Origin of the sequence: Akkermansia sp. BCRC 18949 (genome assembly GCF_045011645.1) — a bacterium.
In the GTDB taxonomy this organism is placed as follows: domain Bacteria; phylum Verrucomicrobiota; class Verrucomicrobiia; order Verrucomicrobiales; family Akkermansiaceae; genus Akkermansia; species Akkermansia massiliensis.
In genome coordinates, this window is sequence record NZ_CP123619.1 from 1,622,914 (window position 1) to 1,649,228 (window position 26,315).

The 26,315-nt window shown below is 59.8% G+C and carries 17 protein-coding genes; 10 read left to right on the forward strand and 7 right to left on the reverse strand.

What is annotated here, in order from left to right:
* Positions 1 to 10: 10 nt before the first annotated feature.
* The 3 genes from pheT to P8A25_RS06735 form a co-directional block, all read right to left on the reverse strand.
* On the reverse strand, positions 11 to 2,530 hold the full coding sequence (gene pheT, locus P8A25_RS06725; protein WP_215442591.1) for a phenylalanine--tRNA ligase subunit beta: 2,520 nt from the start codon (positions 2,528 to 2,530) through the stop codon (positions 11 to 13).
* An 18-nt stretch (positions 2,531 to 2,548) separates the two neighbouring features.
* Entirely contained in the window at positions 2,549 to 3,574 is a 1,026-nt protein-coding gene (locus P8A25_RS06730) for a phenylalanine--tRNA ligase subunit alpha (protein ID WP_022396059.1), read from the reverse strand.
* Positions 3,575 to 3,743: 169 nt separating this feature from the next.
* The gene (locus P8A25_RS06735) at positions 3,744 to 4,928 is read right to left on the reverse strand and encodes a CynX/NimT family MFS transporter (protein ID WP_102722319.1); all 1,185 of its coding nucleotides are present in this window, start codon (positions 4,926 to 4,928) and stop codon (positions 3,744 to 3,746) included.
* A gap of 470 nt (positions 4,929 to 5,398) precedes the next feature.
* Here P8A25_RS06735 and P8A25_RS06740 point away from each other — a divergent pair, with 470 nt between their 5' ends.
* Complete coding sequence (locus tag P8A25_RS06740) at positions 5,399 to 6,019, forward strand: DUF417 family protein (RefSeq protein ID WP_215442590.1); 621 nt, start codon at positions 5,399 to 5,401, stop codon at positions 6,017 to 6,019.
* Between the two features lie 245 nt (positions 6,020 to 6,264).
* Here the strand turns inward: P8A25_RS06740 and P8A25_RS06745 are convergent, their stop codons facing one another.
* The gene (locus tag P8A25_RS06745; RefSeq protein WP_102730673.1) at positions 6,265 to 6,867 is read right to left on the reverse strand and encodes a transglutaminase family protein; all 603 of its coding nucleotides are present in this window, start codon (positions 6,865 to 6,867) and stop codon (positions 6,265 to 6,267) included.
* Between P8A25_RS06745 and P8A25_RS06750 the strand changes: the two genes are divergently transcribed.
* Positions 6,857 to 7,000, forward strand: a complete 144-nt coding sequence (locus P8A25_RS06750; RefSeq protein WP_215442588.1) for a hypothetical protein — start codon at positions 6,857 to 6,859, stop codon at positions 6,998 to 7,000. The two genes, P8A25_RS06745 and P8A25_RS06750, sit on opposite strands and share 11 nt — an antisense overlap.
* Before the next feature lie 274 nt (positions 7,001 to 7,274).
* On the opposite strand, the gene P8A25_RS06755 is transcribed toward P8A25_RS06750, so the two are convergent.
* Positions 7,275 to 9,146, reverse strand: coding sequence for a M60 family metallopeptidase (locus P8A25_RS06755; RefSeq protein ID WP_022396054.1), 1,872 nt, complete (start codon positions 9,144 to 9,146; stop codon positions 7,275 to 7,277).
* Positions 9,147 to 9,320: 174 nt separating this feature from the next.
* Here P8A25_RS06755 and htpG point away from each other — a divergent pair, with 174 nt between their 5' ends.
* The 8 genes from htpG to thiM all read left to right on the forward strand — a co-directional run bounded on the left by htpG (position 9,321) and on the right by thiM (position 17,789).
* Positions 9,321 to 11,162, forward strand: coding sequence for a molecular chaperone HtpG (gene htpG / locus P8A25_RS06760; protein WP_102731014.1), 1,842 nt, complete (start codon positions 9,321 to 9,323; stop codon positions 11,160 to 11,162).
* A gap of 76 nt (positions 11,163 to 11,238) precedes the next feature.
* A complete protein-coding gene (locus tag P8A25_RS06765) occupies positions 11,239 to 12,081 on the forward strand; it encodes a potassium channel family protein (protein ID WP_215442586.1) in 843 nt (280 codons plus the stop codon).
* 168 nt (positions 12,082 to 12,249) lie between these two features.
* Positions 12,250 to 13,356 (forward strand): alanine racemase, encoded by a 1,107-nt coding sequence (gene alr / locus P8A25_RS06770; RefSeq protein WP_215442585.1) that lies wholly within the window; start codon positions 12,250 to 12,252, stop codon positions 13,354 to 13,356.
* A 103-nt stretch (positions 13,357 to 13,459) separates the two neighbouring features.
* Positions 13,460 to 13,900, forward strand: coding sequence for an Rrf2 family transcriptional regulator (locus P8A25_RS06775; protein ID WP_102722359.1), 441 nt, complete (start codon positions 13,460 to 13,462; stop codon positions 13,898 to 13,900).
* A 136-nt stretch (positions 13,901 to 14,036) separates the two neighbouring features.
* Positions 14,037 to 15,323, forward strand: a complete 1,287-nt coding sequence (locus P8A25_RS06780) for an O-acetylhomoserine aminocarboxypropyltransferase/cysteine synthase family protein (RefSeq protein ID WP_102722326.1) — start codon at positions 14,037 to 14,039, stop codon at positions 15,321 to 15,323.
* A gap of 36 nt (positions 15,324 to 15,359) precedes the next feature.
* Positions 15,360 to 16,289: a cysteine synthase A gene (gene cysK / locus P8A25_RS06785; RefSeq protein WP_215442584.1), complete on the forward strand. Its 930-nt coding sequence runs from the start codon at positions 15,360 to 15,362 to the stop codon at positions 16,287 to 16,289.
* Between the two features lie 19 nt (positions 16,290 to 16,308).
* On the forward strand, positions 16,309 to 16,923 hold the full coding sequence (gene thiE, locus P8A25_RS06790; protein ID WP_215442582.1) for a thiamine phosphate synthase: 615 nt from the start codon (positions 16,309 to 16,311) through the stop codon (positions 16,921 to 16,923).
* Between the two features lie 50 nt (positions 16,924 to 16,973).
* Positions 16,974 to 17,789, forward strand: coding sequence for a hydroxyethylthiazole kinase (thiM, locus tag P8A25_RS06795; RefSeq protein ID WP_215442580.1), 816 nt, complete (start codon positions 16,974 to 16,976; stop codon positions 17,787 to 17,789).
* Between the two features lie 86 nt (positions 17,790 to 17,875).
* Here thiM and P8A25_RS06800 read toward each other — a convergent pair whose 3' ends face one another.
* Together P8A25_RS06800 and P8A25_RS06805 are read right to left on the reverse strand one after the other, a co-directional pair.
* Positions 17,876 to 21,373 carry a S6 family peptidase gene (locus P8A25_RS06800; RefSeq protein ID WP_215442578.1) on the reverse strand — a complete coding sequence of 1,166 codons (3,498 nt, stop codon included), beginning with the start codon at positions 21,371 to 21,373 and terminating at the stop codon, positions 17,876 to 17,878.
* 131 nt (positions 21,374 to 21,504) lie between these two features.
* Positions 21,505 to 26,076 carry a S6 family peptidase gene (locus P8A25_RS06805; RefSeq protein WP_215442572.1) on the reverse strand — a complete coding sequence of 1,524 codons (4,572 nt, stop codon included), beginning with the start codon at positions 26,074 to 26,076 and terminating at the stop codon, positions 21,505 to 21,507.
* Positions 26,077 to 26,315: the final 239 nt, after the last annotated feature.

The following is a 26,315-nucleotide window of genomic DNA, read 5'->3' on the forward strand; positions in this document are numbered from 1 at the left end:
GTGATGGGGGTTATCTGAAGGAAAGGCCCTTTACCTTGTCCGTCAGGGCTTTCAGCACGCGCTGGTGCGCGGCGTCCACTTCCGCAGCCGTGAGGGTCTTGGCCGGATCCCTGTACAGGAAGGTGTAGGCAATGGATTTGCGGTCCGCCGGGAGCTTTTCACCGGAGGGGTCCGTGAATACGTCAAAGCAGGAGTAGCTGACAAGCAGTTTTTCCCGTGCGGCTTCAATGGCCTTCACGATGTCCGCATTGGACGTAGAAAGGGGCAGTTCCATGGCCGCATCACGGGAGGAGCCGGGGAACTGGGGCAGTTCCGCGGCCTTCACGGAAGCGGTGAGAATTTCCTGCATCTTGCGGAGGTCCAGTTCCGCCACGTACACGGGCTGGTCCAGGCCCAGCTCCCGGCAACGCGCCAGGGACAGGCGGGCGAAGTAGCCGCAGGCCTTCCCGTCAAGCTGCACGTCCGCCCCTAGGGCGGCCTGTTCGCGCGGTTTGGCGGGGGTCAGCGTAAAGCGGTGGCCCGGAGCCAGCGCTTCCATGACGGCCAGCAGGTCTTCAAAGGAGGCCTGTTCCGGCCTGGGGTCCGCCCAGGAGCGCGCCGTGCGGTCCCCGGAAAGCAGGATGCCCAGCGTATCCGTTTCAATGTCCCTGCCCTTGCCGCCGCCCGTATTGCGGAAGACGCGGCCAAGTTCAAAGAAGCGCAGGCCGGAGACGCCCTGGTTGCTGTTGCGCACGGCGGCGGCAATCAGGCCGGGCGTGTGCGCGGGGCGCAGCACGGAGTGGTCCTCGCTGAGCGGCAGGGACACGCGGATGAGGTCGCCGTCCTGCAGGGGGCGCAGGGGCAGCGCGTCCTTCACCTGGGCGACGGCGCCGTCAGCGGCTTCAGAGGCGATGAGCTTGATGGTCTGGGTTTCATAGAACCCCAGGGCCGCCAGCTTGCGGCGCAGGCCCATCTGGAAGTTGTAGGCCACGTCTACGGGGGATTCCGTGACGAAGGGGCCGGAGAAGCGGGACGGGATGCCGTCCAGCCCGAAGACGCGGACAATTTCCTCCAGCAAGTCGCAGGGGCGCGTAAGGTCCAGGCGGTGGGGGGGGATCAGCCAGCATTCCGGGGCGTCCGGAACCTGCATCAGGCCCAGCGCCGCCAGGATGCGCGCGCCTTCCTCGTGGGAAATGGAACCGCCGGACATCTGGTCCAGAGCCTTCCAGGGAAGCTTCACGAAGCCCAGTTCATTGGTCACCGTGGCGCCCTTCCCCTGCTTCAGGGAAGCGAACGCGGAAACGGGGCCGTCCGGCTCCCCGCAGGAAGGCATGCAGGCATGGGCCGGATTGGGAACGGGAGCCCCCGCCACATACGTTTGGGAGGCCGTGCCGCCCGCCAGCTGGAGAATCAGTTCCACGGCCCGCACGGAACCGCGCAACACGTTCCAGGCGGAGGTGCCGCGTTCAAAGCGGTAGGAGGAGTCGGAAGACAGGGCCAGCCTGCGGGACGTGGCGCGCACGGAGGAGGGCTTGAACCAGGCGGATTCCAGAATAATGTCCGTAGTGGCTTCCGTCACGCCGCTTTCCTCCCCGCCCATCACGCCGCCGATGGCGAGCGCCTTGCCGGACTGGTCCGCAACGACCAGGTCCGTGCAGTTGAGGGTATATTCCTGCCCGTCCAGGGCCTTGAAGGTTTCCCCTTCGTAGGCGGTGCGGGTGACGATGCCGCCCTGCACCTTCGCCGCGTCAAACGCGTGGAGGGGCGTGCCCAGTTCATGCAGGACGTAGTTGGTGACGTCCACGATGTTGTTGATGGGGCGCAGACCGATGGCCACCAGGCGTTCCTTCAGCCATTCTGGGCTTTCCTGCACCTTCACGCCGCTGATTTTCACGGCGGTGTAGTACGGGTTCAGGTCCGGCTGGTCCAGCCGCACGAAGTCCCCGGCGGGTTCCAGCTCCACCCCGGCGTCATCAATGGAAACGGGCCTGTACTCCCGGCCGGAGATGGCGGCCAGTTCATACGCCATGCCGTTGTGGGAAAGCAGGTCCGGACGGTTGGGCGTCACTTCCACTTCCACCATCGTATCCGCCTTGACGACCTGGGAGATCGGCGTGCCGGTTTCCAGCTCCTGCGGAAGAATCCAGAGGCCGTGCTCCTTGTCGGGCAGCCCCAGTTCGGAAGCGGAGCAGAGCATGCCGCGGGATTCCACCCCGCGCAGCTTGCCCACCTTGATTTCAAAGTTGCCGGGCAGCACCGCTCCCGGCAGGGCGCAGGGAACCTTGTCCCCCACCTTGTAGTTCTGCGCGCCGCACACAATCTGGTGCAGCGTGCCGTCGCCCACGTCCACCTGGCAGACTTTCAGGCGGTCCGCCTGGGGATGCTGTTCCGCGGCAGCCACGCGGGCCACCACCACGTACGGGGAGTCCACGCCCTGCTGGCGGATGTCTTCCACTTCAATGCCGGCAAAGGTCAGCATGTCCGACATTTCGTCCACGCTCAGGCCGGCCAGGTCGATATACTGGGAAAGCCAGTTAAGGGAAATTTTCATATCTGGGTAAGGTAAAAATTATTGGAATTGGGCAAGGAAGCGCACGTCGTTCTCAATCAGGGCGCGGATGTCCCGGATGCCCCAGCGGATCATGGCCAGGCGGTCCAGGCCGATGCCGAAGGCAAATCCGGTCAGCCCCGTGTAGCGGGCCTGCACGCCGGGTTCCAGCCCCAGTTCGCGGTCCACGGCTTCAAAGACGTTCGGGTCCACCATGCCGCAGCCGGCGATCTCCACCCAGCGCGGTTCCTGGCCGTCCACCTTCAGCTTCACGTCAATTTCAAAGCTGGGTTCCGTGAACGGGAAGAAATGGGGGCGGAAGCGCACTTCCGTATCGGAGCCGAAGAGGGCGCGCAGGAAGTATTCCAGCGTCCCTTTCAGGTCGCCCACGGAAACGTCCGTGTCCACATACAGGCCTTCCAGCTGGTTGAAGGCGGAAAGGTGCGTGGCGTCAATCTCGTCACGGCGGTAGGCGGAGCCGGGGGAAATCACGCGCACGGGGGGCGTCTGCTTCTCCATGGAGCGTATTTGCACGGTGGAGGTGTGCGTACGCAGCAGCTTGCCGGAATCAAAGTAAAACGTATCCTTCTCATTGCGGGCCGGATGGTCCTCCGGCGTATTCAGCGCGTCAAAGCAGTGGAACTCGTCCTCAATCTCCGGGCCGTCCGCCAGGGCAAAACCCATGTGGCGCAGAATGCGGATGGCTTCATCCCGCACGATCGTGAGGGGATGCAGGCCGCCCTGCGGCAGGGAGCGGGCCGGAAGCGTCAGGTCAACGCCGGCCACGGCGGCCTTGTCCGCCTGGGCTTGCACTTCCTCCAGCTTGGCGTCCAGCGCTTCCGTAATAGCCTTGCGGGCCTCGTTAAGCAACTGGCCGACGGCGGGCTTTTCCTCCCTGGGAACGTCCTTCATGCCCGTCTGGGCCATGGTCAGTTCCCCTTTTTTGCCGAGGATGGCTACGCGCGCGTCTTCCACGCCGCGCCTGTCAGACACCTGGGCGATGCGCGCCAGGGCATCCCGTTGAATGCGTACAATCTCTTCCTTCATAAAATTTGACGGGCAAGAGCTTACCCGTCCCCCCCGCCAGCGTCAAGCCCTTCGGGCGGCGGCCCTTCTCCAAAAAACAAAAGGCAGGAAGCGGAAAGAAGAAGGGGAAAACCACCGTTTCCCTCCATCTAACCGCTAATTCTTAACATCTAACATCTCCCTGAACATATCAAACATACCCCGGCTGGGCGGACATGCGGCCGGAAATCATGCCGAGCACGCAGAAAAAGGTATAAACCAGGCAGAACGGCAGGAAGGAACCGCCCTGGTGGAGGAAGGAGGTGAACAGCAGGCTCAGGGCGGCGCCCATGGTGAAGCCGATGCCCTGGGACATGCCGGAAAGCCTGATCGCCTCCGACGGGGTTCTGGCCCGTTCCACCATCAGCGCCATTCCGCGGCTGAAAACGGTTCCCGTCGCCAGGCCGAACAGAATGGCCATCCAGACAGCCCAGTCCAGCGGAAGATACAGGATGCCCCAGCAGGAAAGAGCCGCCAGGGCCATGGCCATCACGATGAGAAGGCCCCGGCCCCCCGTGGCTTTTTCCAGAGCGTGCGCGGAGAGCGTGGCGGGAAGCTGGGCAAACATGGCTACGGAAAGGATGAACCCTGCGTCCACGTAGCTCATGCCGCGCTGCCTCAGGAAGATGGGAATCCAGGTGTAAAAGAAATAGGCTGCCCCCACCCGGCTCAAATAAAAGATGGTGACCTGCCATGCCTTGCTGCTGCGCAGCAGGTTGCGGCCGGAAGAATCCGGATCGCGCTGGAACACTCCTACCGGATGCTTGAGGAAGTACGCGCCCCACACCAGCATTCCCAGCAGGATGGGAATAATCCATATTCCCAGCCCAAAGCGCCAGCCGCCCAGCATGTTGGAGATGGGAACGGACAGGCCGGAGGCCACCGCGCTCCCCACGCCGATCATGGCGCTGTAAATGCCCATCATGGCGGAGGCGTGGTCCGGGAACTGGTGCTTGATCAGTCCGGGAATGGCCGCTCCGGCAATCCCCATGCCCAGCCCCATCAGGACCATGCCGCCGTACAGGCCCGCCACGCCGTCCCAGCTGCGCCAGAAAATACCGGCCACGGCCAGAAGCTGGAACCAGAAAATGATCTTCCACGGCGTCAGCCAGCGCGCCACGCGCGGAGAAATGGGCGCGGCCACGCCCAGCACAAACACGGGCAGCAGGGCAAACAGCCCTGAATTTTCAAGGGAAAGGCCCATATCCTTTTCAATCGTTCCCAACAGCGGGTCCGGAGAGTCAAATCCGGTCCGCAGATTGAAACAAATGATCAAAAAGGCCACAAGCAGCAGCATCTTTCCCTTCATGCTTCCGGAAGTTCCTGCCTTATCCATCCCATGTTATACAGCCGTTCCCCCGCCCCCGTTCAAAAGTAAAAAACTTTTCCGGCTGTACGCGGCAGGGGGCCCGGGAAACGGTTTGCGCGGCTGGACGGAATGCGAAGCATGAACCCCGCAGAATGAGGGAAGCCGAACGTGGAACAAATCACCCTCTTGACCCCGGAACCGCAGCCATCAAGAAAGGCAGAAGAAGACATGTTCCCGCAGCTTGAACGAAACAGGCCGCCTGGGAATGAAGGCCTCCCGGCCTTCGGGAATCCATCCTGGGAGCGCAGCAAGCCAAGCTCTGGAAAGGCAGCCATTTATATCTCTCCTTTTCCAGTTTTTCCACTCACATCTAAAAAAACACCATCATATTAAAAAAGAATGTCTTACGGCTTGTCTGCATTTTATATTCCTATAGGAATATTTGGAATTAAACTAAATTCCCTTGACGATGAATATTTTCAGTATTACAAGCGGATATGCCTACTACATGCCCGTCCCCTGAAAAATGCCTCCGATACGCCGAGACCGTCCAACGGTTCGGCATCAATTTTCTGAGAGTGGCCGTCTTCATCGTCTTTGCCTGGATTGGCGGCCTCAAGGCCTTCCAGTATGAAGCGGACGGCATTGTTCCCTTCGTAGCCAACAGCCCGATGATGAGTTTCTTCTACGACAAGAAGGCTCCCGAATACAAGCAGCACATGAATAAGGAGGGAGCCGTGGTGCCGCCCAATATCGCATGGCACAAGGAAAACAACACCTACGGCTTTGCCTACGGGCTGGGAATCCTGATCGTCTCCATCGGCACGCTCGTACTGCTGGGCCTCTTTTTCCCGAAGGTGGGCCTCATCGGCGACTGCCTGCTCATCATCATGACCGCCGGAACCTTGTCCTTCCTGATAACCACCCCGGAAACGTGGGTGCCCGACCTGGGCGGCCCCAACCACGGCTTCCCCTATCTGTCCGGGGCGGGACGCCTCGTCATCAAGGATATCGCCATGATGGCCGGAGGCTTCATCCTGCTGGGCACGGATTTCAAGCGCATCCTGAAGGCGCGCCTCGGTTGCCCAAGGAGCGGGGAATCCTGCTGCAAGAACTGATTCTTTCCGTCACCGCCTCTGCCGAACGGCAGAGGCTTTTTTATGCGTTAATGTTCCATATGCAGCCGTCTGGAGCGGCTTAACCTCTTGCGTCAATTGAAAGAAAATCAAGCGTCAGCGAAGGAATAATAAAAAAGGGCGCAGTCCCTGGCCGCATTCCGTTCAGAAACCGCAGAGGCCTGCGGCGCCCCGGGAACCGTTCCTCCTGCATTCAGAGCGGGAGCACGGAACAGCCGCCTGTTCCGCTAAATTTCTCCCGGCAGGGAATGGAGGTACATGTACAGGGCGTCCGTGCTGTTTTCCAGCACGTCCATGGTGAGCTGCAAGGGTTCCGCGTAAATTTCAGGATAATCCGCTTCCCCTATTTCCGGCCTCACGCGGAACGCGAGCCGTTCCTTCTCCAAATCCATCTCCGCCCGGATGCCCTCTTTATTGCCCCTGGCGTCAAGTCTGATCCACCTGCCCGGATCTTGCAGAAAAACCGCATTCAGGGCATGGATGCAGTACCCGCTTCCCGGCGTATCTTCCAGCGTCAGCCGCTGGTAGCATATCCCCGCCGGGATGCCGCAGGCTCTGAGCAGGGCCGCAAGCAGATTCGCCTTAGCCCAGCAGATGCCCGTTTTCTCCCGCAGCACGTCTGACGCCGAAACCGTCACTCTTTTATCCTGCGCATCCCATGAATGGCTTATTTCATCCCTCACGAAGCGGTAGGCGCCTGCTATCCATTCCAGCTCTCCTTTACCTGCGGCGCGGAGCCGGGCGGCCCTGTCCAGCACCAGCTCATGCTTCCAGTCAATATAAGGACTGGTTTTCAAATATTCACTGAGGTCGTTGACGATGGCGGCCATGCTTGCTTCTTCACCTCTTACTGGAAAACCGGAAGGAAGTACAGGCGGAAAAGGCCACGCAGGTTCCGGGGGCAAGATGGAGCTTCACGATGAAGAAATCAGCCACGGTGTCCTGGGCATGCAGCAGGCCTGATAAGAGCGAAAGCATTCCGGTTTTCGTACCTGAACTTATCCCAAGCGCGGCAAAGGGAAATTTCTGCGTTTGCCGTTCATGGTTTTGCAAGGGGCGGGAGCCCTTGTTCCCGGGACGCGGCCATAAAAATACACCGGAGAAGACGTATGGGGCGATTATTCACCTGGCCGCTTTCCTGTGGCCGGAGGGCCGTCATGGAGCGAGAACACCCCCATGAAAAAGCGCCGCCGTTCCGGAGAACGGCGGCGCCCGAACACGCTAACCTCTTAAGCTTTTATTTGGCGGGACGCTTGCCGTACGCCAGCGTACGCTTGCCATCCCAGGAAACGGCCTCAATCCGGGTGGAGCCCTCCGGATAGGGAACCGTGGTGGAGGAGTTGTCCTTGGAATCCGTCCCCACCATGGTGATGCGGACCATTTCCTTATCCTTGTAGGTTTCAAAGACGGCGGCGTTTTTCCACACGTCATGGGAGATGATGCGCCGGTTGCCCTGTTCCGTGATGCCCTGGTTGCAGGCGCCCCGGACGGGCAGGCGGTTCTTGTACGCCTCCACGCTGTTGACGGAAAGGTAGTAAATGACGGGGCTTTCCGGCTTCTTGTACTTTCTGGCGTACGCAATCAGGTTTTTGCAATCGGACTCCGTGATGGTCATGCGGGCGCAGGTGTAGTCGTCCAGTTCCTGGTCAATGGGCTTGAGCATGCCGGTCTTCTGGAAGAAATCCGTCAGGTCCTGTTTGGAGACGTCGCAGGCGTTCTTCATGAACGCAAGCTGAAGCTCGCCGTCCTTCTTCCCCTTGGTGTCCATCTTGATGGCCTTGTAGAAGATGTCCGGATAGAAGTCGGGATTGCCCTTCCCGGCCACCTTGAAATACAGCTCCAACTGCCACAGGGGAGCCAGCTTGACAAAGTGGTCGTGCACCATCGGGCGGTTGTCCCCTCCGGAACGCTTGTCCGGGCCAGTCTGGATGAGCCAGTTTTCCCCCTTCAGGATGCCGTTGTTCAGGTAGGCGTTAAAGCGGCCGCCGATCATGTTGCCGTCCCCGCCGTTGATGCGTTCATGCTCCAGGCGCATGCTGGAGGGATTCAGCATGTAGTTCACGTAGGCGGAGTAAATGTTGTTGGTCACTTCCCCGGTGGATACCCATTTCATGGCGGGGCGCACCTGGTTGACATGGCCGAATTCATGGGCGATGCCCCAGGCGCTGCCGGGAATCTTGTCCGGATTGCCCACTTCCCCCATCGTGCCGTTGTGGAAGGCGGCGCCCGTGCCGTCCGCGTGCATGAAGCCATTCCAGATCACGCGGCCGAACATCCGGTTTTTAGGCAGCATCTTGTACTTGTACAGGCCCATGATCTGCTGCTCCATGCCGATGATCTTGTCATACAGGGCGATCAGTTCCTCCCCCTTGTCCGGGCAGAATTTCTTGAGTTCCTCCACCGGATAAACCAGGTGCACGCGGCTGCCAACGATGTCCACCACCTCCGTGGGGGAATTTTCCAGCATCTTCTTCCAGTCGCTGTTCTTGCTCACGCCTCCCACGAACACGCCGTTCACCTTGCCGGACGGGATGGAGAGCCGTACCTTGGGAGCTTTCTTGTAGTTGGGCGTGAAGTATTCAATGTAGCCCAGCCCCTTGTTTTTCGCCTTGATGATGTTGATTCCCGCCTTGAGGGGGTAGGAGCTGCGGCCTCCGTCACGCCCGAAGTTGTGGATGACCAGGTTCAGTTTTTCCCCTTTGGGGTCTTCCATGACCAGCAGCACGTCCTCCCCTTCCTCAAAAAAGATGCCGGTGGGGTTTTCAAACTTGCTGTACTGGCTGGTGCGCAGGCGGTCCGCCAGGTCCTTGACCGGTTCGTACGGTTCCGCCGTGATGGCGCGCGCCTTGCGGTCATATTTTTTCTCCGCCATCTGGCGGGCGAGCCCGCGCACGAAGGGATCCTTGATTTTGGCGATGCGGTCACGCGTGACATTGGGTTTCAGCGCCAGCATAAAGTCATTGGTGAAGACGTTGGAATCCAGCGCCTTCAGGCCCGCTTCCGTAATCGGAACGGACCCGGTCTCCTGGGCGGAAAGCACGCCGCCGCCCAGCATGCCGCAGAGAGCGAGCAAAATGGCTCCCTTTTTCAAGAATGGTAAGAGGATCATGTTTATAAAACTATACTGATCAGTTTCCTGAATTGTTTCAAGGAAAAATCCTCCGGCAGGAACATGGACGGAAAAAGGCCGTTTTTGTGACATGGGGCGTTCCTGCCACCGCTTAAAAACTGTCCATCCCCTTGACGAGGTCCCTATAATGGCACCCGTAACACATTTTTCCATATGAATACAGAAACGCATCAATTCCAGGCGGAAGTCCGGCAGCTGCTGGACATTGTCATCAACGCCCTTTACAGCGACCGGGAAATCTTTGTGCGGGAGCTCGTTTCCAACGCCTCCGACGCCCTGGAGAAGCTGCGCTTGAAACAACTGACGGATTCCAACATCTACCAGCCGGAAAAGCCTCTGGAAATCAGCATCACCACGGACAAGGAGAACAAGACCATCACCATCGCGGACACCGGCATAGGGATGACGGAAGCGGACCTGGTGGAAAACCTGGGGACCATCGCCCATTCCGGCACCAAGAAGTTCATGGAGGCCCTCAAGCAGAAGCAGGAAGGCGGCGCGGACCTGATCGGCCAGTTCGGCGTGGGCTTTTACAGCTCCTTCATGGTGGCGGACCAGGTGGAGGTCTTTACCCATTCCTGGGAGCCGGAGGCGGCCTCCCTGCGCTGGACTTCCAACGGACGGGAGGGCTACAGCATTGAAACCCTTGACGAACCGCTGGACCGCGGCACCCGCATCGTCATCCACCTGAAGGATGAGTATGAGGAGTTTTCCCAGGAATACCGCGTGAAGGAGCTCCTGCGCCGTTATTCCAACTTCGTGGGCTTCCCCATCAACTTCAACGGAGAGCACATCAACACCGTCCAGGCCATCTGGTCCAAGTCCAAATCAGACGTGAAGCCGGAGGAATACGACGAGTTTTACCAGTTTATCTCCCACACGGATGAAAAGCCCCTGTCCTACATGCATTTCAGCGCGGACGCCCCCATCATGCTGAATGCCCTGCTTTTCATCCCCAAGCGTAATCCGGAAATGTTCGGCTTCGGCCGCGTGGACGCCAACGTCTCCCTGTACTGCAAGCGCGTGCTGATTGACGCCAAGCCGGAAGGCCTGCTTCCGGAATGGCTGCGCTTCCTGAACGGCGTGGTGGACAGCGAGGACCTGCCCCTGAACATTTCCCGCGAAATGCTCCAGGACAATTCCCTGGTGCGCAAGATCAGCGACATTATCACCAAGCGCTTCATCAAGCACCTGGACAAACTTGCCAGGGACGAAAAAGAAACCTATAAGGAATTCTACGGACAGTTTTCCCGCTACCTGAAAGAAGGGGTGGTCACCTCCTGGCCGAACAAGGAATCCCTGGGCAAGCTGCTCCGTTTTGAATCCACGGCCACGGAGCCGGGGGAAACGACCTCTTTCGAGGAATACATCACCCGCATGAAGGAAGGGCAGACGGCTATTTACGCGCTCACCGGCCCCTCCCGCTCCCACCTGGAAAACAGCCCGTACCTGGAAGCCTTCAAGGCCCGCGGATACGAAGTTGCCTTCTTCACGGACCACGGGGACGAGTTCGTGCTGGACTCCCTGTCCAGCGTGGACGGCAAGCCCGTCACGATGATCGACCGCGCCGACGTGGAGCTTCCCGAGCTGGAAGAGGAACAGAAGGACGCCCTGCCCCAGGAGGAAGCCACCGCCCTGGAAGAATGGCTGAAAGAACTGTACCCGGACAAATTCTCCAAGGTCACCCTGGGCAAGCGCCTAGTCAGCGGAGCCGCCGTGGCCCTGCAAAGCGGCAATGACATGGGCCCGGAAATGAGGGCGTATATGAAAGCCATGGGGCAGGAAATCCCCGAAAGCCATCCCCAGCTGGAGCTGAACCCCTCCAACCCGCTGGTGAAGAAGCTCTCCGCCCTGAGGACGGAAAATCCGGAACTGGCCCAGATGGTAGCGGACCAGATTGCGAATACCGCCCTGCTCCGCGCCGGCATGCTGGACGATCCCGCCGTGCTGGCCCAGTCCTCCCAGGCCCTGATGGAGCAGCTCCTGCTTAAATAAAGCCTCCGGCGGAAACGGCCTCTTTCACAAGCCGCTCCCTGCCCCGGGGAGCGGCTTTTTCCTTTCATTCCCCGTCATGAACGCGTTCCACCACATGCCCCGGCACTTCCTGTTCCTGAAGCTGGCCTATCAAACGGGCATGTGCCTGCTGGCCCTGGTCGCCGTGACGCTGGCGGCCATTGACCTGACTTCCGAGGCGGCGGAATGGGAAGTGACGGCGGACCGAATCATTTACTGGATTTTCGTGCTGGATTACGTGGTCCGCTTCTCCATCAGCAGGTCCAAATGGCTCTTCGTCAAGGACCATGTCTGGGACCTGCTGGCCATCATTCCCTTTGACGTGCTGTTCCGTCTGTTCAGGTTCGCCTCCCTCGGCGAGATTCTGCGGCTCGCCAGGTACCTGGACCTGTTCTCCTACGCCATGAGGTTCACCACGCGCATCAGGCGTTTCTTCAACACGAACGGATTCAAGTACATCTGCATTGCCGCCCTGGTCATCATCCTGCTGGGGGCCGTGGGCATCCATCTGGCGGAAGGCATGAGCCTTCCCAACGGCATCTGGTGGTCCTTTGTCACCGCCACTACCGTGGGCTACGGGGACACCTACCCGGTCACCACTCCCGGAAAGTTCCTGGCCGTTTTCCTGATGCTCACGGGCATCGGCTTCGTGGGAACGCTGACCAGCACCATCACCTCCTTCTTCCTGCATCCCCATGCGGGAGAACCCATGCCGTACCGGGAGGAGGAAATTGAAGCCATCAAGAAGAAGCTGGACGGTCTCTCCTCCATGACGGACGAGGACATAGACACCATGGCGGCCCTGCTGAAAACCCTGCGGGACGCCCCGCACGCATCTTCCCCTTCAGAGCTGGAAACTCCTGCCTCCGGCCCCGGCACTTTACCGCAAAAGCCGGAATGACCCGAATGCCGGATGCGTCTCTGCACCCCTCCTGCCGTCCTCCCTTCTTTTTGCACCAAGACTGACAAAAATCCGTCTGGCATTGCACGGGCAAAGGCGGACAATCCCTCCGTACCGGGGCAGCGTGCCGCCTCTCTCCTTTTTCCAACCTCTCCGCCTTTCTCCATCATGCCAGTGACCAGCCCCCCCCGCGCCTGGGCCGAAATCGACCTCGGGGCCATCCGCCATAACCTGAACGTCGTCAAGCAGGCGGCCAAGGGTGAATATTACATGCCCGTGGTAAAGGCGGCAGCCTACGGTCACGGGCTGGAACAGGTCTGCCGCACCCTGGATTCGGAAGGCATCGCCTTCTTCGGAGTCGCCAACGTGGGGGAAGCGCGGCGCATCAGCCAGGCGGGGTGCCGCACCCGGCCCTATATCCTCGGTCCCGCCTTTCCGGAGGAACGGGAGGAAATCGTGCTGAACGGCTGGCGTTCCTTCATCTCCACCATGGAGGAAGCCGTGCACTACAATTCCCTGGCGCGTCTGTACGGGAAGACGCTTCCCATCCATATCTCCGTGGATACGGGCATGGGCCGCGGCGGATTCCTGCCGGACCAGCTTGAAGAATTGCTCTCCCGCCTGGGGGAACTGGACAGCCTGTACATGGAAGGGCTGGGCGCACACCTGCCCTGTGCGGATGAGTACCGGGCGCTGACGCTGAAGCAGATTGCCCGCTTTGAGCAGATGGCCGCCCGCATCCGGGAAAAACTGCCCCTGAAGTACTGCCACCTGGCCAACAGCGCCGCTTCCCTGGATTATGAGATTCCCTCCAACAACATGTGCCGTCCCGGCCTGGTGCTGTACGGCTTTTCCCCCATTCCCTCCCCATGGGCCGCGCAGTTGAAGCCGGCCATGGCCCTGTTCTCCCGCCTGACGGTGGCGCGCACGCTGCCGGAAGGGCACGGCATTTCCTACGGAGGCACCTTTGTAACGGACCATCCCACCCGGGTGGCAACCGTGGGCATAGGCTATGCGGACGGCTACCTGCGCTCCCTGGCCCACAAGGGCGCCCGCGTGATGGTGGACGGCGTCTCCTGCCCGCTGCTGGGGCGCGTGACGATGGACCAGATCATGGTGGACGTGAGCGGCGTTCCCCATCCGGAACCGGGCATGGCCGTGGAGATCATGGGACCAAACATTCCCGTGACGGAACTGGCGGAAAAAGCCGGCACCATTTCCTGGGAAATCTTTACCGGAATAGGCCCCCGCGTGCCACGCCATTACAGCTACTGAGGCCCCTGACGGAGAACCGGTCCGCCCGTGTTCCCTTATTCCGCGCGGTGCCTTCATTCCCGATTGACGGGCAGCCTGAAATATCGTTTATTGATCCGGTATGATGAAGGTTTCCACCAGAGGACGCTATGCACTGCGCCTGATGATTGATCTTGCCCAGCACAATGACGACGGCTACATCTCCCTGAAGGAGATTTCCGCCAGGCAGGACATCACCGTACGGTATCTGGAACAAATTATCGCCATCCTGCTGAAAGCGGGCTTCGTTCAGAGTTTCCGGGGGAAGTCCGGCGGCTACCGCCTGTCCCGGCATCCCCGGGAATACACCACGGAAGACATCCTGAAACTGACGGAAGGCTCCCTGCTGCCCCTTTCCTGCACGGCCTCCCAGAACAGCCCGTGCCCGCGGGCGTCAAGCTGCGCCACGCTGCCTTTCTGGCGGGGGCTGCAAAAGGTCATTGAGGATTACCTGGGCCGCGTCACGCTGGAGGACCTGTCCGAGCAGCAGAAGGAAATCGGCTGCGACTACGGAGCAGGCATTTAACCGGAGCACCCGGCCTGAACATTTTTTCGCCCCTTTTTTGTTTTGGCCTTATGTCCCACTTTTTTTACCCGGCACTTGACATCCCGTCCCGCTTTAACTATCTATTCCCTACTTTTCCGATAGGAATATAAAAAATATGAATAAGAACCATCGTTTTGAAACGCGCCAGATCCACGTGGGCCAGGAAAATCCGGACCCGGCCACGGATGCCCGCGCCGTGCCGATTTACGCCACCACTTCCTATGTCTTCAAGGACTCCGAACAGGCGGCCGCCCGTTTTGCCCTGGCGGAGCCGGGCAACATCTACAACCGCCTGATGAACCCCACGGCAGACGTTTTCGAAAAGCGCATCGCCGCCCTGGAAGGGGGAGCGGGCGCGCTGGCGGTAGCCACCGGAGCGGCGGCCATCGCCTATGCCGTCCAGAATATTGCGCGCGCTGGGGACCACATCGTTTCCGCCGCCAACGTGTACGGCGGCACTTACAACCTGTTTGCCCATACATTTGCCGAATCCGGCATTGAAACCACCTTCGTGGACGGCAGCAATCCGGACAATTTCGCCAAGGCCATCCGGGAAAATACGAAGGCCCTGTACGTGGAAAGCCTGGACAACCCGAACTGCAACGTTGCGGACATAGACGCGCTGGCGGAGGTGGCGCACGCCCGCGGAATTCCGCTCATTGTGGACAATACCTTCGCCTCCCCCTTTCTGTTCCGCCCTCTGGAGCACGGCGCGGACGTGGTGGTGCATTCCGCCACCAAATTCATCGGCGGCCACGGAACGGCGATGGGCGGCGTGATTGTGGACGGCGGCAAGTTCGACTGGACGCAGAATGATAAATTCCCCGGCATCAGCCAGCCCAACCCGAACTGCCACGGCGCCGTGCTGGCGGAAATCTGCGGCCCTCTGGCCTACATCATGAAGATCCGGACCACCCTGCTGCGGGATACGGGAGCCACCATCAGCCCGTTCAATTCCTTCCTGCTGCTCCAGGGGCTGGAAACCCTTTCCCTGCGGGTGGAGCGCCATGTGCAGAACGCCCTGCGCGTGGTGGATTACCTGGCGGCTCATCCCCAGGTGCAGAAGGTGAACCATCCCTCCCTGCTGGACCATCCGGACCACGAACTTTACCGGAAATATTATCCGAACGGCGGCGGCTCCATCTTCACCTTTGAAATCAAGGGTGGCGCGGAAAAAGCTCGCAAGTTCTGCGAAAGCCTGGAACTATTTTCCCTGCTCGCGAATGTGGCCGACGTCAAGTCCCTGGTGATTCATCCGGCCTCCACCACCCACTCCCAGATGACGGAGGAGGAACTGAAGGCGGCAGGCATCTCGCCCTCCACGGTGCGGCTTTCCATAGGCACGGAACATATCGACGACATTCTCGAAGACCTGGAACAGGGCTTCCGCGCCATTCTCTAACGATTTAACGGCTACAACGCTCTTTTCCTACAAGCCATGAGAATTTACAGAAACATTACAGAACTGATCGGCGGCACTCCTTTGCTGGAGCTGACCAATTACGAACGCAAAAACGGCCTGAACGCCGCCATCCTGGCCAAGCTGGAATACCTCAACCCCGCCGGCAGCGTGAAGGACCGCATCGCCCGGGCCATGATTGACGCCGCGGAAGCCTCCGGAGAGCTGAATCCGGATTCCGTCATCATTGAACCCACCAGCGGGAACACGGGCATCGGCCTGGCGGCGGTGGCCGCCTCCCGCGGGTACAGGATCATCCTGACCATGCCTGAAACGATGAGCGTGGAACGCCGCAACCTGCTGAAGGCCTACGGCGCGGAACTGGTGCTGACGGACGGCGCGCTGGGCATGAAGGGAGCCATTGCCAAGGCGGAGGAACTGGCCGCAGGACTCCCCAACAGCTTCATTCCCGGCCAGTTCGTCAACCCGGCCAACCCGGAAGTCCATTTCCGGACCACCGGACCGGAAATCTGGAACGACACGGACGGCAAGGTGGACATCTTCGTAGCAGGCATCGGCACCGGAGGCACGATTACGGGCGTAGGCAAGTACCTCAAATCACGCAATCCGGAAATCCGGATCGTGGCCGTGGAGCCGTCCGCTTCCCCTGTGCTGACCCAGGGGACCGCCGGCCCCCACAAGATTCAGGGCATTGGCGCGGGTTTCGTGCCGGAAACGCTGGATACCTCCGTGTATGACGAAGTCATCACCGTCACCAATGAAGACGCCTTCGCCACCGGCAAGGAGCTGGCGCGCACGGACGGCGTGCTGACGGGCATTTCCTCCGGCGCAGCGCTCTGGGCCGCCACGCAGGTGGCACAGCGCCCGGAAAACGCAGGCAAGACCATCGTGGTCCTGCTGCCGGACACAGGGGACCGCTACCTCTCCACCCCCCTGTTCACGGACTAATCCTTCCCATCCTCCAGCCATGAAAGAATTCAGCCTCCATCTCTACCTGGTCACTGATGAAGCGGCCAAATGCCGCCACAGCCTTCTGGAAACCGTCCAGAGGGCGGTGGACGGCGGCGTCACCATCGTGCAGTACCGCTCCACCAATCCGGACGCGGGCACCTGCTACCGGGAAGCGCTGCCCATCCGGGACTTCCTGGCGGCCCGCGGCGTTCCCTTCATCGTCAACAACCGCATTGACCTGGCCCTGGCGCTGGACGCGGACGGCGTCCACATCGGCCAGCGTGACCTGCCGGTTCCTGCCGTCAGGGCCATGATCGGCCCGGACAGGATTCTGGGGCTTTCCGTCTCCAACGCGGACCAGCTCCGCGCCGTAGACGCCGCCCTGGTGGACTACCTTGGGATGGGGCCTGTCTTTCCCACCATCTCCAAGCTGAACGCCCCGCCCGTGCTGGGCGTGGACGGCTTCGCCGCCCTGGCCTCACAGTCTCCCCTGCCCGTCGTCGCCATCGGCGGGCTGGATGCGGAGCGCGCCCGGCTGGTGCGCGCTACGGGAGCGGCCAGCGGCATTGCCGTCGTCTCCGCCATTTGCGGAGCGGAGGATCCGGAAGCCGCCGCACGGGCGCTGGCCTGACCGGCTGCATTCCGGAAACAAGCGGGCAGCAAAACATTCTTTCAAACGCCATGCCTTCATCAACTGACCTCGTCCATGCCGTCTCCGCCGATCTGGAAAAAATCCGGGAGACGGCTCCGTTGATTCTCTCTCTGACCAACTCCGTCGTCCAGCCCCTGACGGCCAACCTGCTGCTGGCCGCAGGAGCCGTTCCCGCCATGCTCAACGATGCGGAGGAAGCCGTGGAAATGCTCCGCGGCGGAACAGACGCCCTGCTGGTCAACCTGGGCACCGTGACGCGCGAACAGGGAGCCGTCATGCAGACGGCGGTGCAGGAAGCCAACCGGCTGGACATCCCCTGGGTTCTGGACCCGGTGGCCGTTGGAGCTCTCTCCCTGCGTACGCGGCTGGCGGAACAGTTGAAGGAACGGAAGCCCCGCATCATCCGCGGGAACGCCTCTGAAATCATGGCTCTGGCCGGGTACTCCTCCGTCACGAAGGGACCGGAAAGCACCAGCTCCAGCGCAGACGCCCTGCAGGCGGCCAGGGAACTGGCTCTGCACACGGGAGCGGCTGTCCTCGTCACGGGCCGCACGGACTATTCCACGGACGGCCGCCAGGTGATTTCCACGGAAAACGGACATGCCATGATGTCCCGCGTCACGGGCGTGGGCTGTTCCATGGGCGCGCTGGCCGCCGCCTGCGCCTCCGTCTCTTCCTTCCCCTTGCAAGCGGCCGTCTCCACGGCCGTATTAATGGGCATCGCGGGGGAAATGGCCTTTGAACAGAGTCCCGTTCCGGGTTCCTTTGCCGTCTCCCTGCTGGACAGCCTGTACTCCCTTTCTCCGGAAGAAGTAGCGCGGAGAGCGCGCATTCTTCCTCTTTAAAGCATCCCGTATCCTTCCCGGAACCGCGGAAAAGCAGCGCGCCGCACTCCCTCCGGAATGCGGCGCGTTGAATTTACAGGCCTTTTTTATTCGTTCCGCGGAACGGAACGGCGCAGGAACACCGCTCCCAGCGCAGCCATCAGCAGCATGCATGAGGACGGTTCAGGAACAGGAGCAGGCGCCGTAGCCGTAAACGCCGATGCCATGGCTGAAGAAGCTTCCGGAGCCGCATTCGGCGTCCACACCATGCTCACTTCCTTGGAATCCTCGTTCTTCTGGAGGCTCCACTGGCCGTACGCCGCGTAATCTCCGGCGGAAGACGCATCCAGCGTGAAATTACCCGTCAGGGTCGCGTTCGCTCCCCCCTCAATGAAGTTCAGGATGTGGGAGGTTCCCCAGAAGTCGGTGGAATAGTCGAGGCTCAACGCCGCCAGCTTCAGCTTGGCCCCCGCGTCAATCTGGAAGACGCCGGACTGGAGCATCAGGCTGTTGCACGCCAGCTCGCCCCCTGCGGAACCGCCCATGGTCAAGGTCAGTTCAAACACAGCCCCGGCTTCCATGACCGTGTTTCCGGACAAGGTGGCGGAACCGGAAAGGATGCCTCCGTTCTTCACCAGAATATTATTCCCCAGGCTGACCGTGCCCGCATCCGTCCCCAAGCCTCCCAGTACCAGGCAACCACCGGAATTGACCGTCGCCATCCCCGTCCCGAGAGCCTGGTTGGAGGCCGCTGCCAGCGTTCCCCCATTGACGGACGTTCCGCCGGAATAGGTATTCTTTCCGGATAAAACCATGATCCCCTCTCCTGTCTTGGCAACGGAGCCCTTTGCTCCGGAGTAATTGACGATGTTGGCTGATACTTTTAAATCCGCCTCCGCCGTGCCGCGCTCCACCGCAAAGACAGCAGGACTGCCTCCCCTCAGCTTGACATTAACCGTCCTGATTTCCGAGGCCCTGTCCGCCGCCCTTACCTGGAAAACGGTATCCGTCCAGACCTCCATGCTTCCCTTCGCCACGCCGTCCAGCGTCCCTCCTGCCAGGGTGACGGTCATGTTCCGGAAGGTCTGGTTCCTGGTATCATTCTGGAACAGGGTTCCTCCGTTAATTTCCACATGGCTGACGCAGGCCTCATTTCCCGAATTGCCGAAACAGTCCACCCCGCGCAGGGAAACCGTTGCGCCCCGGTTGATAACCAGCCCTCCGCGGATGATACCTTCCTCACCTCCTGAAATAAGCATCAGCGTTCCTTCATTGACCGTAGTTCCTCCGGTATAAGCCTGGTGTTTCTGTACGGCGAGCATTCCGGAACCGTTTTTCACGAGGCGGCCCGTCCCGGATATTTGCAAATTAACGGAGCCGGCGTGGAGCGAATTGAAAGCGAGAGTTCCATTGTTGACAATCGTTCCCGTACCCAGGGAACCGTCTTTTTCCCCGTCACCCACGGCGAGCGTCCCCGCATCAATGACGGTACCGCCGGAATAGGAATTGGCCCCGGTCAGCACCAGCGTTCCTTCTCCGGTTTTCACAAGAGAGCCGGTTCCTGAAATAACGCCGGATTCCGTCGCGGAACCGGAGTCCACTTCCGCCCTCATGACGGCCCCGGAACCGGATAGAGCCACGTTCCCGCTGTGACTGCCGCCGGAAAGAATGGCATACGTCCCTCCGTCCGCCACGTTCACGGAAGAGCCAACTTCCGCATGGCCTCCCGCCGTGAACCGCGCACCGCTCTCCACATTCACCGTTCCGGTGGCAAAGAGGGCCGTCTCCCAGTCGTTCTCATCCACATAGCCGCCCGCGTGCAGGGCATGCACCCCGGCTACCTTCACCTCACCTCCCTGCACCGTCCACGTCCCGGTATTGAAAATATGCCCGGACAGGTTCCAGACGGAACCTTCTCCCGTGCCGGGCGCGTACACCACATGAAGCTGGCCGTCCTTCAAGGCCCCTCCGTCCATGAAGCTTCCAAGATAGTCCTGCGCCCCGTGCCCCGTAAACGTGAATGTCACGGCGGTATTCGCACGGAAATTGCCGAAGCAGGCTCCGGAATCCAGATGCGTGATGGCATTCAGCGTCAAATTATGCCCGTACATGTCCACCACGCCCCCGCGGTGGCCGAAGATGAACTCCCCGGACACTTGGTTTTCCCCGGCAAGGCGCACCATTACTCCGCCCCCGTTCAGCTTCACGTTACGGGCCGCGTAGCCGTCCCTGTCCAAAATCAGATTTCCGCCGCCGCCCACGTTGATGTCCGCCGCATTGTTCCCGTGGCCGCTGACGATCAAATCGCCTTCCCCAATCTTCCTCCACTCGTCTCCGGAGGCTCCGGTCAGCAAGGTGGTGACCGCAGCTCCCTTGTTCACCACAAAGCCCGCCGTATTCAGGCGGCGGGAAGAATAGCCTCCGTCGCTCAGCACATAATCGCGGTTGAAGGTGAGGGACCCCGCTCCGGTATCCACGGACCCCTGGAGCACGATTGTGCCGCCGGAGCCGTCAAAAATCAGATTATTGCAGGCGTTCAACTGCTCATTTGTAGCTTGTGTACCTTTCGTGGAGGTGTCCCCGCGTAATCCGGCCGCCAATCCGGTGTAATCCGTAGTCACACCTCCCTGCACAAAGGTCCCGTTGCCGTCCGCATCCGTCACGTTCCACAGTACGTCACCGCTCGCCGCAACGCTTATGGTACGGTTGAAGCTGTCCACGTAATCGCTGGCCCACTGGTTGCCGGAACGCATCTGGGTAAACTGTCCATACCCGCTTCCACTGGCAGACTGTGCCGCACCTACCCACTCCCACTTGCCGGAATTCTCATTGTACACATAGCACGGGCTTCCACTATCCCCTGACAATCCACCGGAAGGCAATGGATTGGACTCCGAAGGCTTCTTGAAATTGTACCAGAACCGGTAAGCCGGATAGGTCTTGGCATTTTCCGGATCCGGCTCTCCTGTTCCCGGAGCGCTGGCCTGCCCCTCAAAAACAAGGGTTCCTCCGGTCAAATAGCCATAAGAGGCATCAATCTTTTCCTGTTTGCCGTTTCCTGTGGCGACAGCCTGAACTCCGGAACCAGCTCTCATGACCAGCCTCCCTTTCATGTTGTCCAGGTATTCCGGGTCAGTCAGGTAAGGTGCGTATTCCGCCTCCGTCACGATCTTGCTCAATCGCTGCACACGGTAGTCGTATGTCAAATCGGACTTATCACCCCATGCATCCTTTCTCGTAACGCTGCGGTAGGAATCGTAAAAAGGAGTTCCTTGCTTGGCACCGAAACGAACCGTAAAGGAAACGAAATGGTTATAATAATCATGTGATACGGTGGCGATGAAGCCGGGACCGCCCACCAGCGCGGCCTCCCCGATATGGGCATCCGCCACGCCGTCAAAATTCATCATTTTGGGGATAGTCCCCACGTAATTGCCATTCTTGTCGTAGATAGCGACGTCTTTGGCATTCACATCAAAAATGCCCCGGTTTTCCGCGAAATCACGGTAGGTCTGAACATCAAACGAGTCAGACATCAACCCGCCATAGGCGGGAGTGAGGAGGCAGGCCGCCCCCAGCAGCCCGGAATAATGATGAACATTCATAAGAAATTGAAATTAAGTTATGATTAAACAAGGAACAGGCAAGTCTGCCGCACTTCCCATCTTCCAGTCCAGACCGTTTTCACGAACATCCGGCAGGGCTTCGGGAAGTGCGGCGGGGTTCTTCATCAGGCTCACCGCACACGGCGGCGGAAAATACACGTCCCCAGGCCTGCCAGCACCAGCAGCGCGGAGGAAGGTTCCGGAACCGGCGCAGGAGACGGAGCCGCGAGCAACGCCGCAGTTTCCGAATGGTCCAAAACGGCCTCGGCATTGGGAGTCCAGACCATGTTCACGGTTTTGGAATCCTCATCGCCCTGGAGGGACCAGGACCCATAGGAGCCATAATTTCCGGCTCCGGACAGGTCCAGCGTAAACGCCCCCTTCAAACTGGCGTTCGCGCCGCCTTCTATCAGGTTCAGGATATGGGAGGTCCCCCAGAAGTCGGAGGAATAATCCAGAGACACCGCCGCCAGCTTCAGCTTGGCTCCCGCGTCAATCTGGAAAACACCGGACTGGAGCATCAGGCTGTTGTACGCCAGTTCATTCCCGGCGGAACCGCCCATGGACAGGGTGAATTCCAGCATGGACCCGGCATTCAAGGTAGTATTCCCGGACAGGGTGGCGGAACCGGAAAGAATGCCGCCGCTCTTCACCAGAATATCATTTCCAAGAGAAACGGAAGCCAAATCCGTTCCCAGGCCCCCAAGCGCCAAACGTGCGCCGGAGTTGACCGCCGCCAAACCGGTTCCCAGAGCCTGGTTGGAGGCCGCTACCAGCGTTCCCCAGTTAACCGTGGTTCCTCCTGAATAGGTATTTCTGCCGGAAAGCACCATGATCCCGGCCCCTTTCTTAATGAAGGAGCCCTTCACCCCGGAAGAGTTGATGATGTTGGACGAGACATTCAGGTCAGACGCAGACTTGCCGCGTTCCACCATGAACACCGTCGGATTGGCGTCCCGCAACAGCACGTTGATGTTCCTGATTTCCGAGGCTTTGTTCGCGGCTTTCACATTAACCACAGCCTTCGTCCAGATATCCATGCGGCCTCCCGTGATGCCATCCACTACAGCGCCCTTCAGGTTAAACACCGTATTCTGGAACGTCTGGTTGGCTTTGTCTCCAAAATACAGGGTGCCTCCTGTGATATTCACGTTCTTCACGGAAGCGTTCCCTCCGGAATAACCGAAGCTGTCGCCGCCCTTCAACGTCACCTGCGCCCCCTCCTGAATGGCAAGGTTCCCGCGGATCATTCCGTTGGCACCGCCGTAGCCCAGCACAAGCGCGCCTTCATTCACGGTGGTTCCTCCCGTATAGGAAAGCATCTTCTGGATGGTAAGCGTGCCGGAGCCGTTCTTCACCAGAGCTCCGCTGCCGGATACATTGACGTTCACGGCAACGGCATCAGAGCGGTTGAAGGCCAGCACCCCGTTGTTGACCACAGCCCCGGTTCCCAGGGAACCGCTGGTTCCGCCATCGCCCACAGTGAGCGTTCCTGCGGCAATTGTCGTTACTCCGCTGTAGGAATTATTACCCGTCAGCACCAGTTCCCCGGCGCCTTTCTGGATCAATGCCCCTGTTCCGGAAATGGCGTTTCCCGCCGTCATCTTGTCCGTCCTGTTGAACGCCAGCGTGCCGTCATTCACAACGGCGCCCGTTCCCAGGGAGCCGGCTGTTCCTCCATTGCCTACCGTCAGGAAAACTCCGGACAAAATGCGCGTTTCACCGGAATAAGTATTATCCGCCGCCAGGATGACTCCGCCTGAGGTCTCCATTCCCTGCGTATCCACCGTCATGGCATGGGCCCCTCCCAGGGAGCTGGCTACCGTCAGCGTTCCGCCGCCGCCGAACAGGTAACCCTGCGTTCCGGCCGTCACGGAACCGGACAGGACGGCCTGGCCGTCCGCCCCGATGTAAACGGAATCCAATCCCATTCCGCCCAGGTCCAAACCCGACGTGCGGTCACCGGACAGCAGCAGTACGCCACCGGACGCATTGGACACGTGCGCCAGGGCTGCATCCACTTCCGCTCCAAGGGAAAACGAGGTTCCGTATTTGACGAGCACGTTCTTGTTCTCCAGGCCAAGGGAACGCACGTCCGTATAGGCAAGCCGTACTCCCCCATTCAACTCAATGGCTCCGGAAAAGGCGGCTCCGCCTTCCGAATCACTGTTATGCGCATTGGCAAGCACCACGGCGCCCGTATTGGATCCGTTGCCGATGGACAAGGTGCCGGAACCGCTGAGCTTCAAGTTCACCGTCAGCGTTCCTCCTCCCCCGCCCAGGGACCAGCCACCGTCCGCGGTCCAGCCGGATAGAACTTCCGTGGTTCCGGACGTTCCCAAATTCACCTCTCCCAATGCGCCGACGGACAAGTTTCTGAAGCCGTTCAGGCCGGAAATCGCCGCCTGGTCTTCCAGCAGCACGAACGTTCCGGAGGACGCCTGGTCCAGCTTTCCGGCAATAGCGGAAAAACCAGCGCCTTCCACAGCCAGGGCTCCGGCGGCATCCAGCGACCAGACAGCCTGCCCGAGAGCCCCGGCGGAAGAGGCGCGCACCAGGCCTTCTTCAACCGTGGCAGTTCCGGAAAAACTGTTGTTCCCGTTTTTCAGAAGCAGGGTTCCTTCCCCGATTTTCACGAGGGAACCAGCACCTGAAATCACGCCGGACTCCGTCGCAGAGCCGGAATCCACTTCCGCACGCAGCATGGACGCGGCACCGGACAACACAACGTTTCCGCTGTGGTCTCCCCCGGCCAGCACGCCATACGTGCCACCGTCATCCACCTGCACGGCGGAAACTACCAGGGAATGGCCGCCGGTGGTAAACCGGGCGCCGCTGTTCACCTGCACTGTTCCGGTGGAAAAGGAGGCCATCTGCCAGTCGTTCTCATCCACATAGCCGCCCGCGTGCAGGGTGTGCACTCCGGCCACCTTCACCTCTCCTCCCTGCACCGTCCACGTTCCGGTATTGAGAATATGGCCGGCCAGATTCCAGACGGACCCTTCCGCCGTGCCGGGTGCGTACACCACATTCATCAGTCCACGGGAAGCGGCCTCCCCGTCCCGCAAAGCCCCCAGGAACGTCTGTTCCCCGGAGCCCGTGAACGTAAGCGTTACGGTGGAATTGCCAAGGTAATTGGCAAAAACGGCTCCGGAATCCAGGTGAGTGATGGCGTTCAGCGTCAAATTGTGCCCATACATGTCCACCACACCCCCGCGGTGGCCGAAGATGAACTCCCCGGATACTTGGTTTTCCCCCGCCAGGCGCACCATTACTCCGCCGCCGTTCAGCTTCACGTTGTGCGCCGCGTAGCCGTCCCGGTCCAGAATCAGCATCCCGCTTCCTCCCACGTTGATGTCCGCCGCATTGTTCCCGTGGCCGCTGACGATCAAATCACCTTCCCCGATCTTCCGCCACTCGTCCCCGGAGGTTCCGGTCAGCAGCGTCGTCACGGTTGCCCCCTTGTTCACAACGAAACCCGCCGTATTCAGACGGTAGGAGGCATTTCCTCCGTCGCTCAATACGTAATCCCGGTTGAACGTGAGGGAACCCGCCCCCGTATCCACCGAGCCCTGGAGAACAATGGTGCCGCCGGAGCCGTCAAAAATAAGATTGCTGCACACGCCTATCTGCGTGTCCGAGGCCCGCGTTCCCTGTGTGGAGGTATCTCCTCGCAGGCCGGAGGCCAGCCCGGTGTAATCCGTACTGATATCTCCCTGAACGAAGGTTCCGTTTCCGTCGCCATCCGTCACATTCCACAGAAGATCCCCACCCCCTTCCGACACGCTGACGGTGCGGTTGAAACTGTCCACGTAATCGCTGGCCCACTGGTTGCCAGAGCGCATCTGGCTGAACTCGCCGTAGCCGCTACCGCCCTGGGATTGACCGGCCCCCACCCATTCCCATCTGCCGGACTTCTCATTAAATACATAGCTGGGACTTCCGCTGTCCCCTGCCAATATGCCGGAAGGCAGGGGATTGGATTCCGAAGGTTTCTTGAAATTGTACCAGAAACGGTAGGCCGGATAGGTCTTGGCATTCTCAGGGTCCGGCTCTCCTGTTCCCGGAACGCTGGCCTGTCCCTCAAAAACCAGGGTTCCCCCGGTCAAATAGGAATAACCTCCGCTGACCGTGTCCTGTTTACCGTTCCCCGTGGCAATAGCCTGGGTTCCGGACCCGGCACGCAGAACCAGCCGTCCCTTCATGTTGTCCAGGTATTCCGGATCCGTCAGGTAGGGGGCGTATTCCGCTTCCGTCACGATCTTGCTCAACCGCTGCACGCGGTAGTCATACGTGTAATTCGTCTGGTCGCCCCAGGCATTCTTGATTACCACGCTCCGGTAGGCGTCATAAAACGGCGTTCCTTCCGTGGCTCCAAAACGCTTGGTAAACGTAATGGTCTGGTTATTGTAATCATGGGACACGGTGGCGATGAAGCCCGGGCCGCCTACCAAAGCGGCTTCCCCGGCATGGGCGTCCGCCAATCCGTCAAAATTCATCATTTTGGGGATGGAGCCCACGTAATTGCCTTCCTTGTCGTAAATGGCGACGTCTTTGGCATTGATTCCAAAGATGCCCCGGTTTTCCGCAAAATCACGGTAAGTCTGAACGTCGAAGGAATCAGACATCAATCCCCCATAAACGGGAGAGAGGAGACAGGCCGCCCCCAACAAGCCGGAATGATAGAAATAATGTAAATTCATGGCAGAACGAGCTTTAGGTTAAAATAATTCAAATCATAAAAAGTACTGCTATTCAAAATGTTTTTTAAAGGACGCTCCAGGAATCTGGAACTTTATTTCATTCCCAATAATTTTAATTATTCTTCATTTTGTTAGAGTTTGAAAACACCATTTGTTTTCAACAAACGACTTTACATTCCCCCCACAACAAGAACTGGCGCGAATACCAAGCTTTGCATGACACAAATTATTTCTTCTTT

Excerpts from the sequence above, each read along its gene's own strand:
- pheT (WP_215442591.1), bottom strand. The coding sequence starts at position 2,530 with ATGAAAATTTCCCTTAACTGGCTTTCCCAGTATATCGACCTGGCCGGC.
- P8A25_RS06730 (WP_022396059.1), bottom strand. The coding sequence starts at position 3,574 with ATGAAGGAAGAGATTGTACGCATTCAACGGGATGCCCTGGCGCGCATC.
- P8A25_RS06735 (WP_102722319.1), bottom strand. The coding sequence starts at position 4,928 with ATGGATAAGGCAGGAACTTCCGGAAGCATGAAGGGAAAGATGCTGCTG.
- P8A25_RS06740 (WP_215442590.1), top strand. The coding sequence starts at position 5,399 with ATGCCTACTACATGCCCGTCCCCTGAAAAATGCCTCCGATACGCCGAG.
- P8A25_RS06750 (WP_215442588.1), top strand. The coding sequence starts at position 6,857 with ATGGCGGCCATGCTTGCTTCTTCACCTCTTACTGGAAAACCGGAAGGA.
- P8A25_RS06745 (WP_102730673.1), bottom strand. The coding sequence starts at position 6,867 with ATGGCCGCCATCGTCAACGACCTCAGTGAATATTTGAAAACCAGTCCT.
- P8A25_RS06755 (WP_022396054.1), bottom strand. The coding sequence starts at position 9,146 with ATGATCCTCTTACCATTCTTGAAAAAGGGAGCCATTTTGCTCGCTCTC.
- htpG (WP_102731014.1), top strand. The coding sequence starts at position 9,321 with ATGAATACAGAAACGCATCAATTCCAGGCGGAAGTCCGGCAGCTGCTG.
- P8A25_RS06765 (WP_215442586.1), top strand. The coding sequence starts at position 11,239 with ATGAACGCGTTCCACCACATGCCCCGGCACTTCCTGTTCCTGAAGCTG.
- alr (WP_215442585.1), top strand. The coding sequence starts at position 12,250 with ATGCCAGTGACCAGCCCCCCCCGCGCCTGGGCCGAAATCGACCTCGGG.
- P8A25_RS06775 (WP_102722359.1), top strand. The coding sequence starts at position 13,460 with ATGAAGGTTTCCACCAGAGGACGCTATGCACTGCGCCTGATGATTGAT.
- P8A25_RS06780 (WP_102722326.1), top strand. The coding sequence starts at position 14,037 with ATGAATAAGAACCATCGTTTTGAAACGCGCCAGATCCACGTGGGCCAG.
- cysK (WP_215442584.1), top strand. The coding sequence starts at position 15,360 with ATGAGAATTTACAGAAACATTACAGAACTGATCGGCGGCACTCCTTTG.
- thiE (WP_215442582.1), top strand. The coding sequence starts at position 16,309 with ATGAAAGAATTCAGCCTCCATCTCTACCTGGTCACTGATGAAGCGGCC.
- thiM (WP_215442580.1), top strand. The coding sequence starts at position 16,974 with ATGCCTTCATCAACTGACCTCGTCCATGCCGTCTCCGCCGATCTGGAA.
- P8A25_RS06800 (WP_215442578.1), bottom strand. The coding sequence starts at position 21,373 with ATGAATGTTCATCATTATTCCGGGCTGCTGGGGGCGGCCTGCCTCCTC.
- P8A25_RS06805 (WP_215442572.1), bottom strand. The coding sequence starts at position 26,076 with ATGAATTTACATTATTTCTATCATTCCGGCTTGTTGGGGGCGGCCTGT.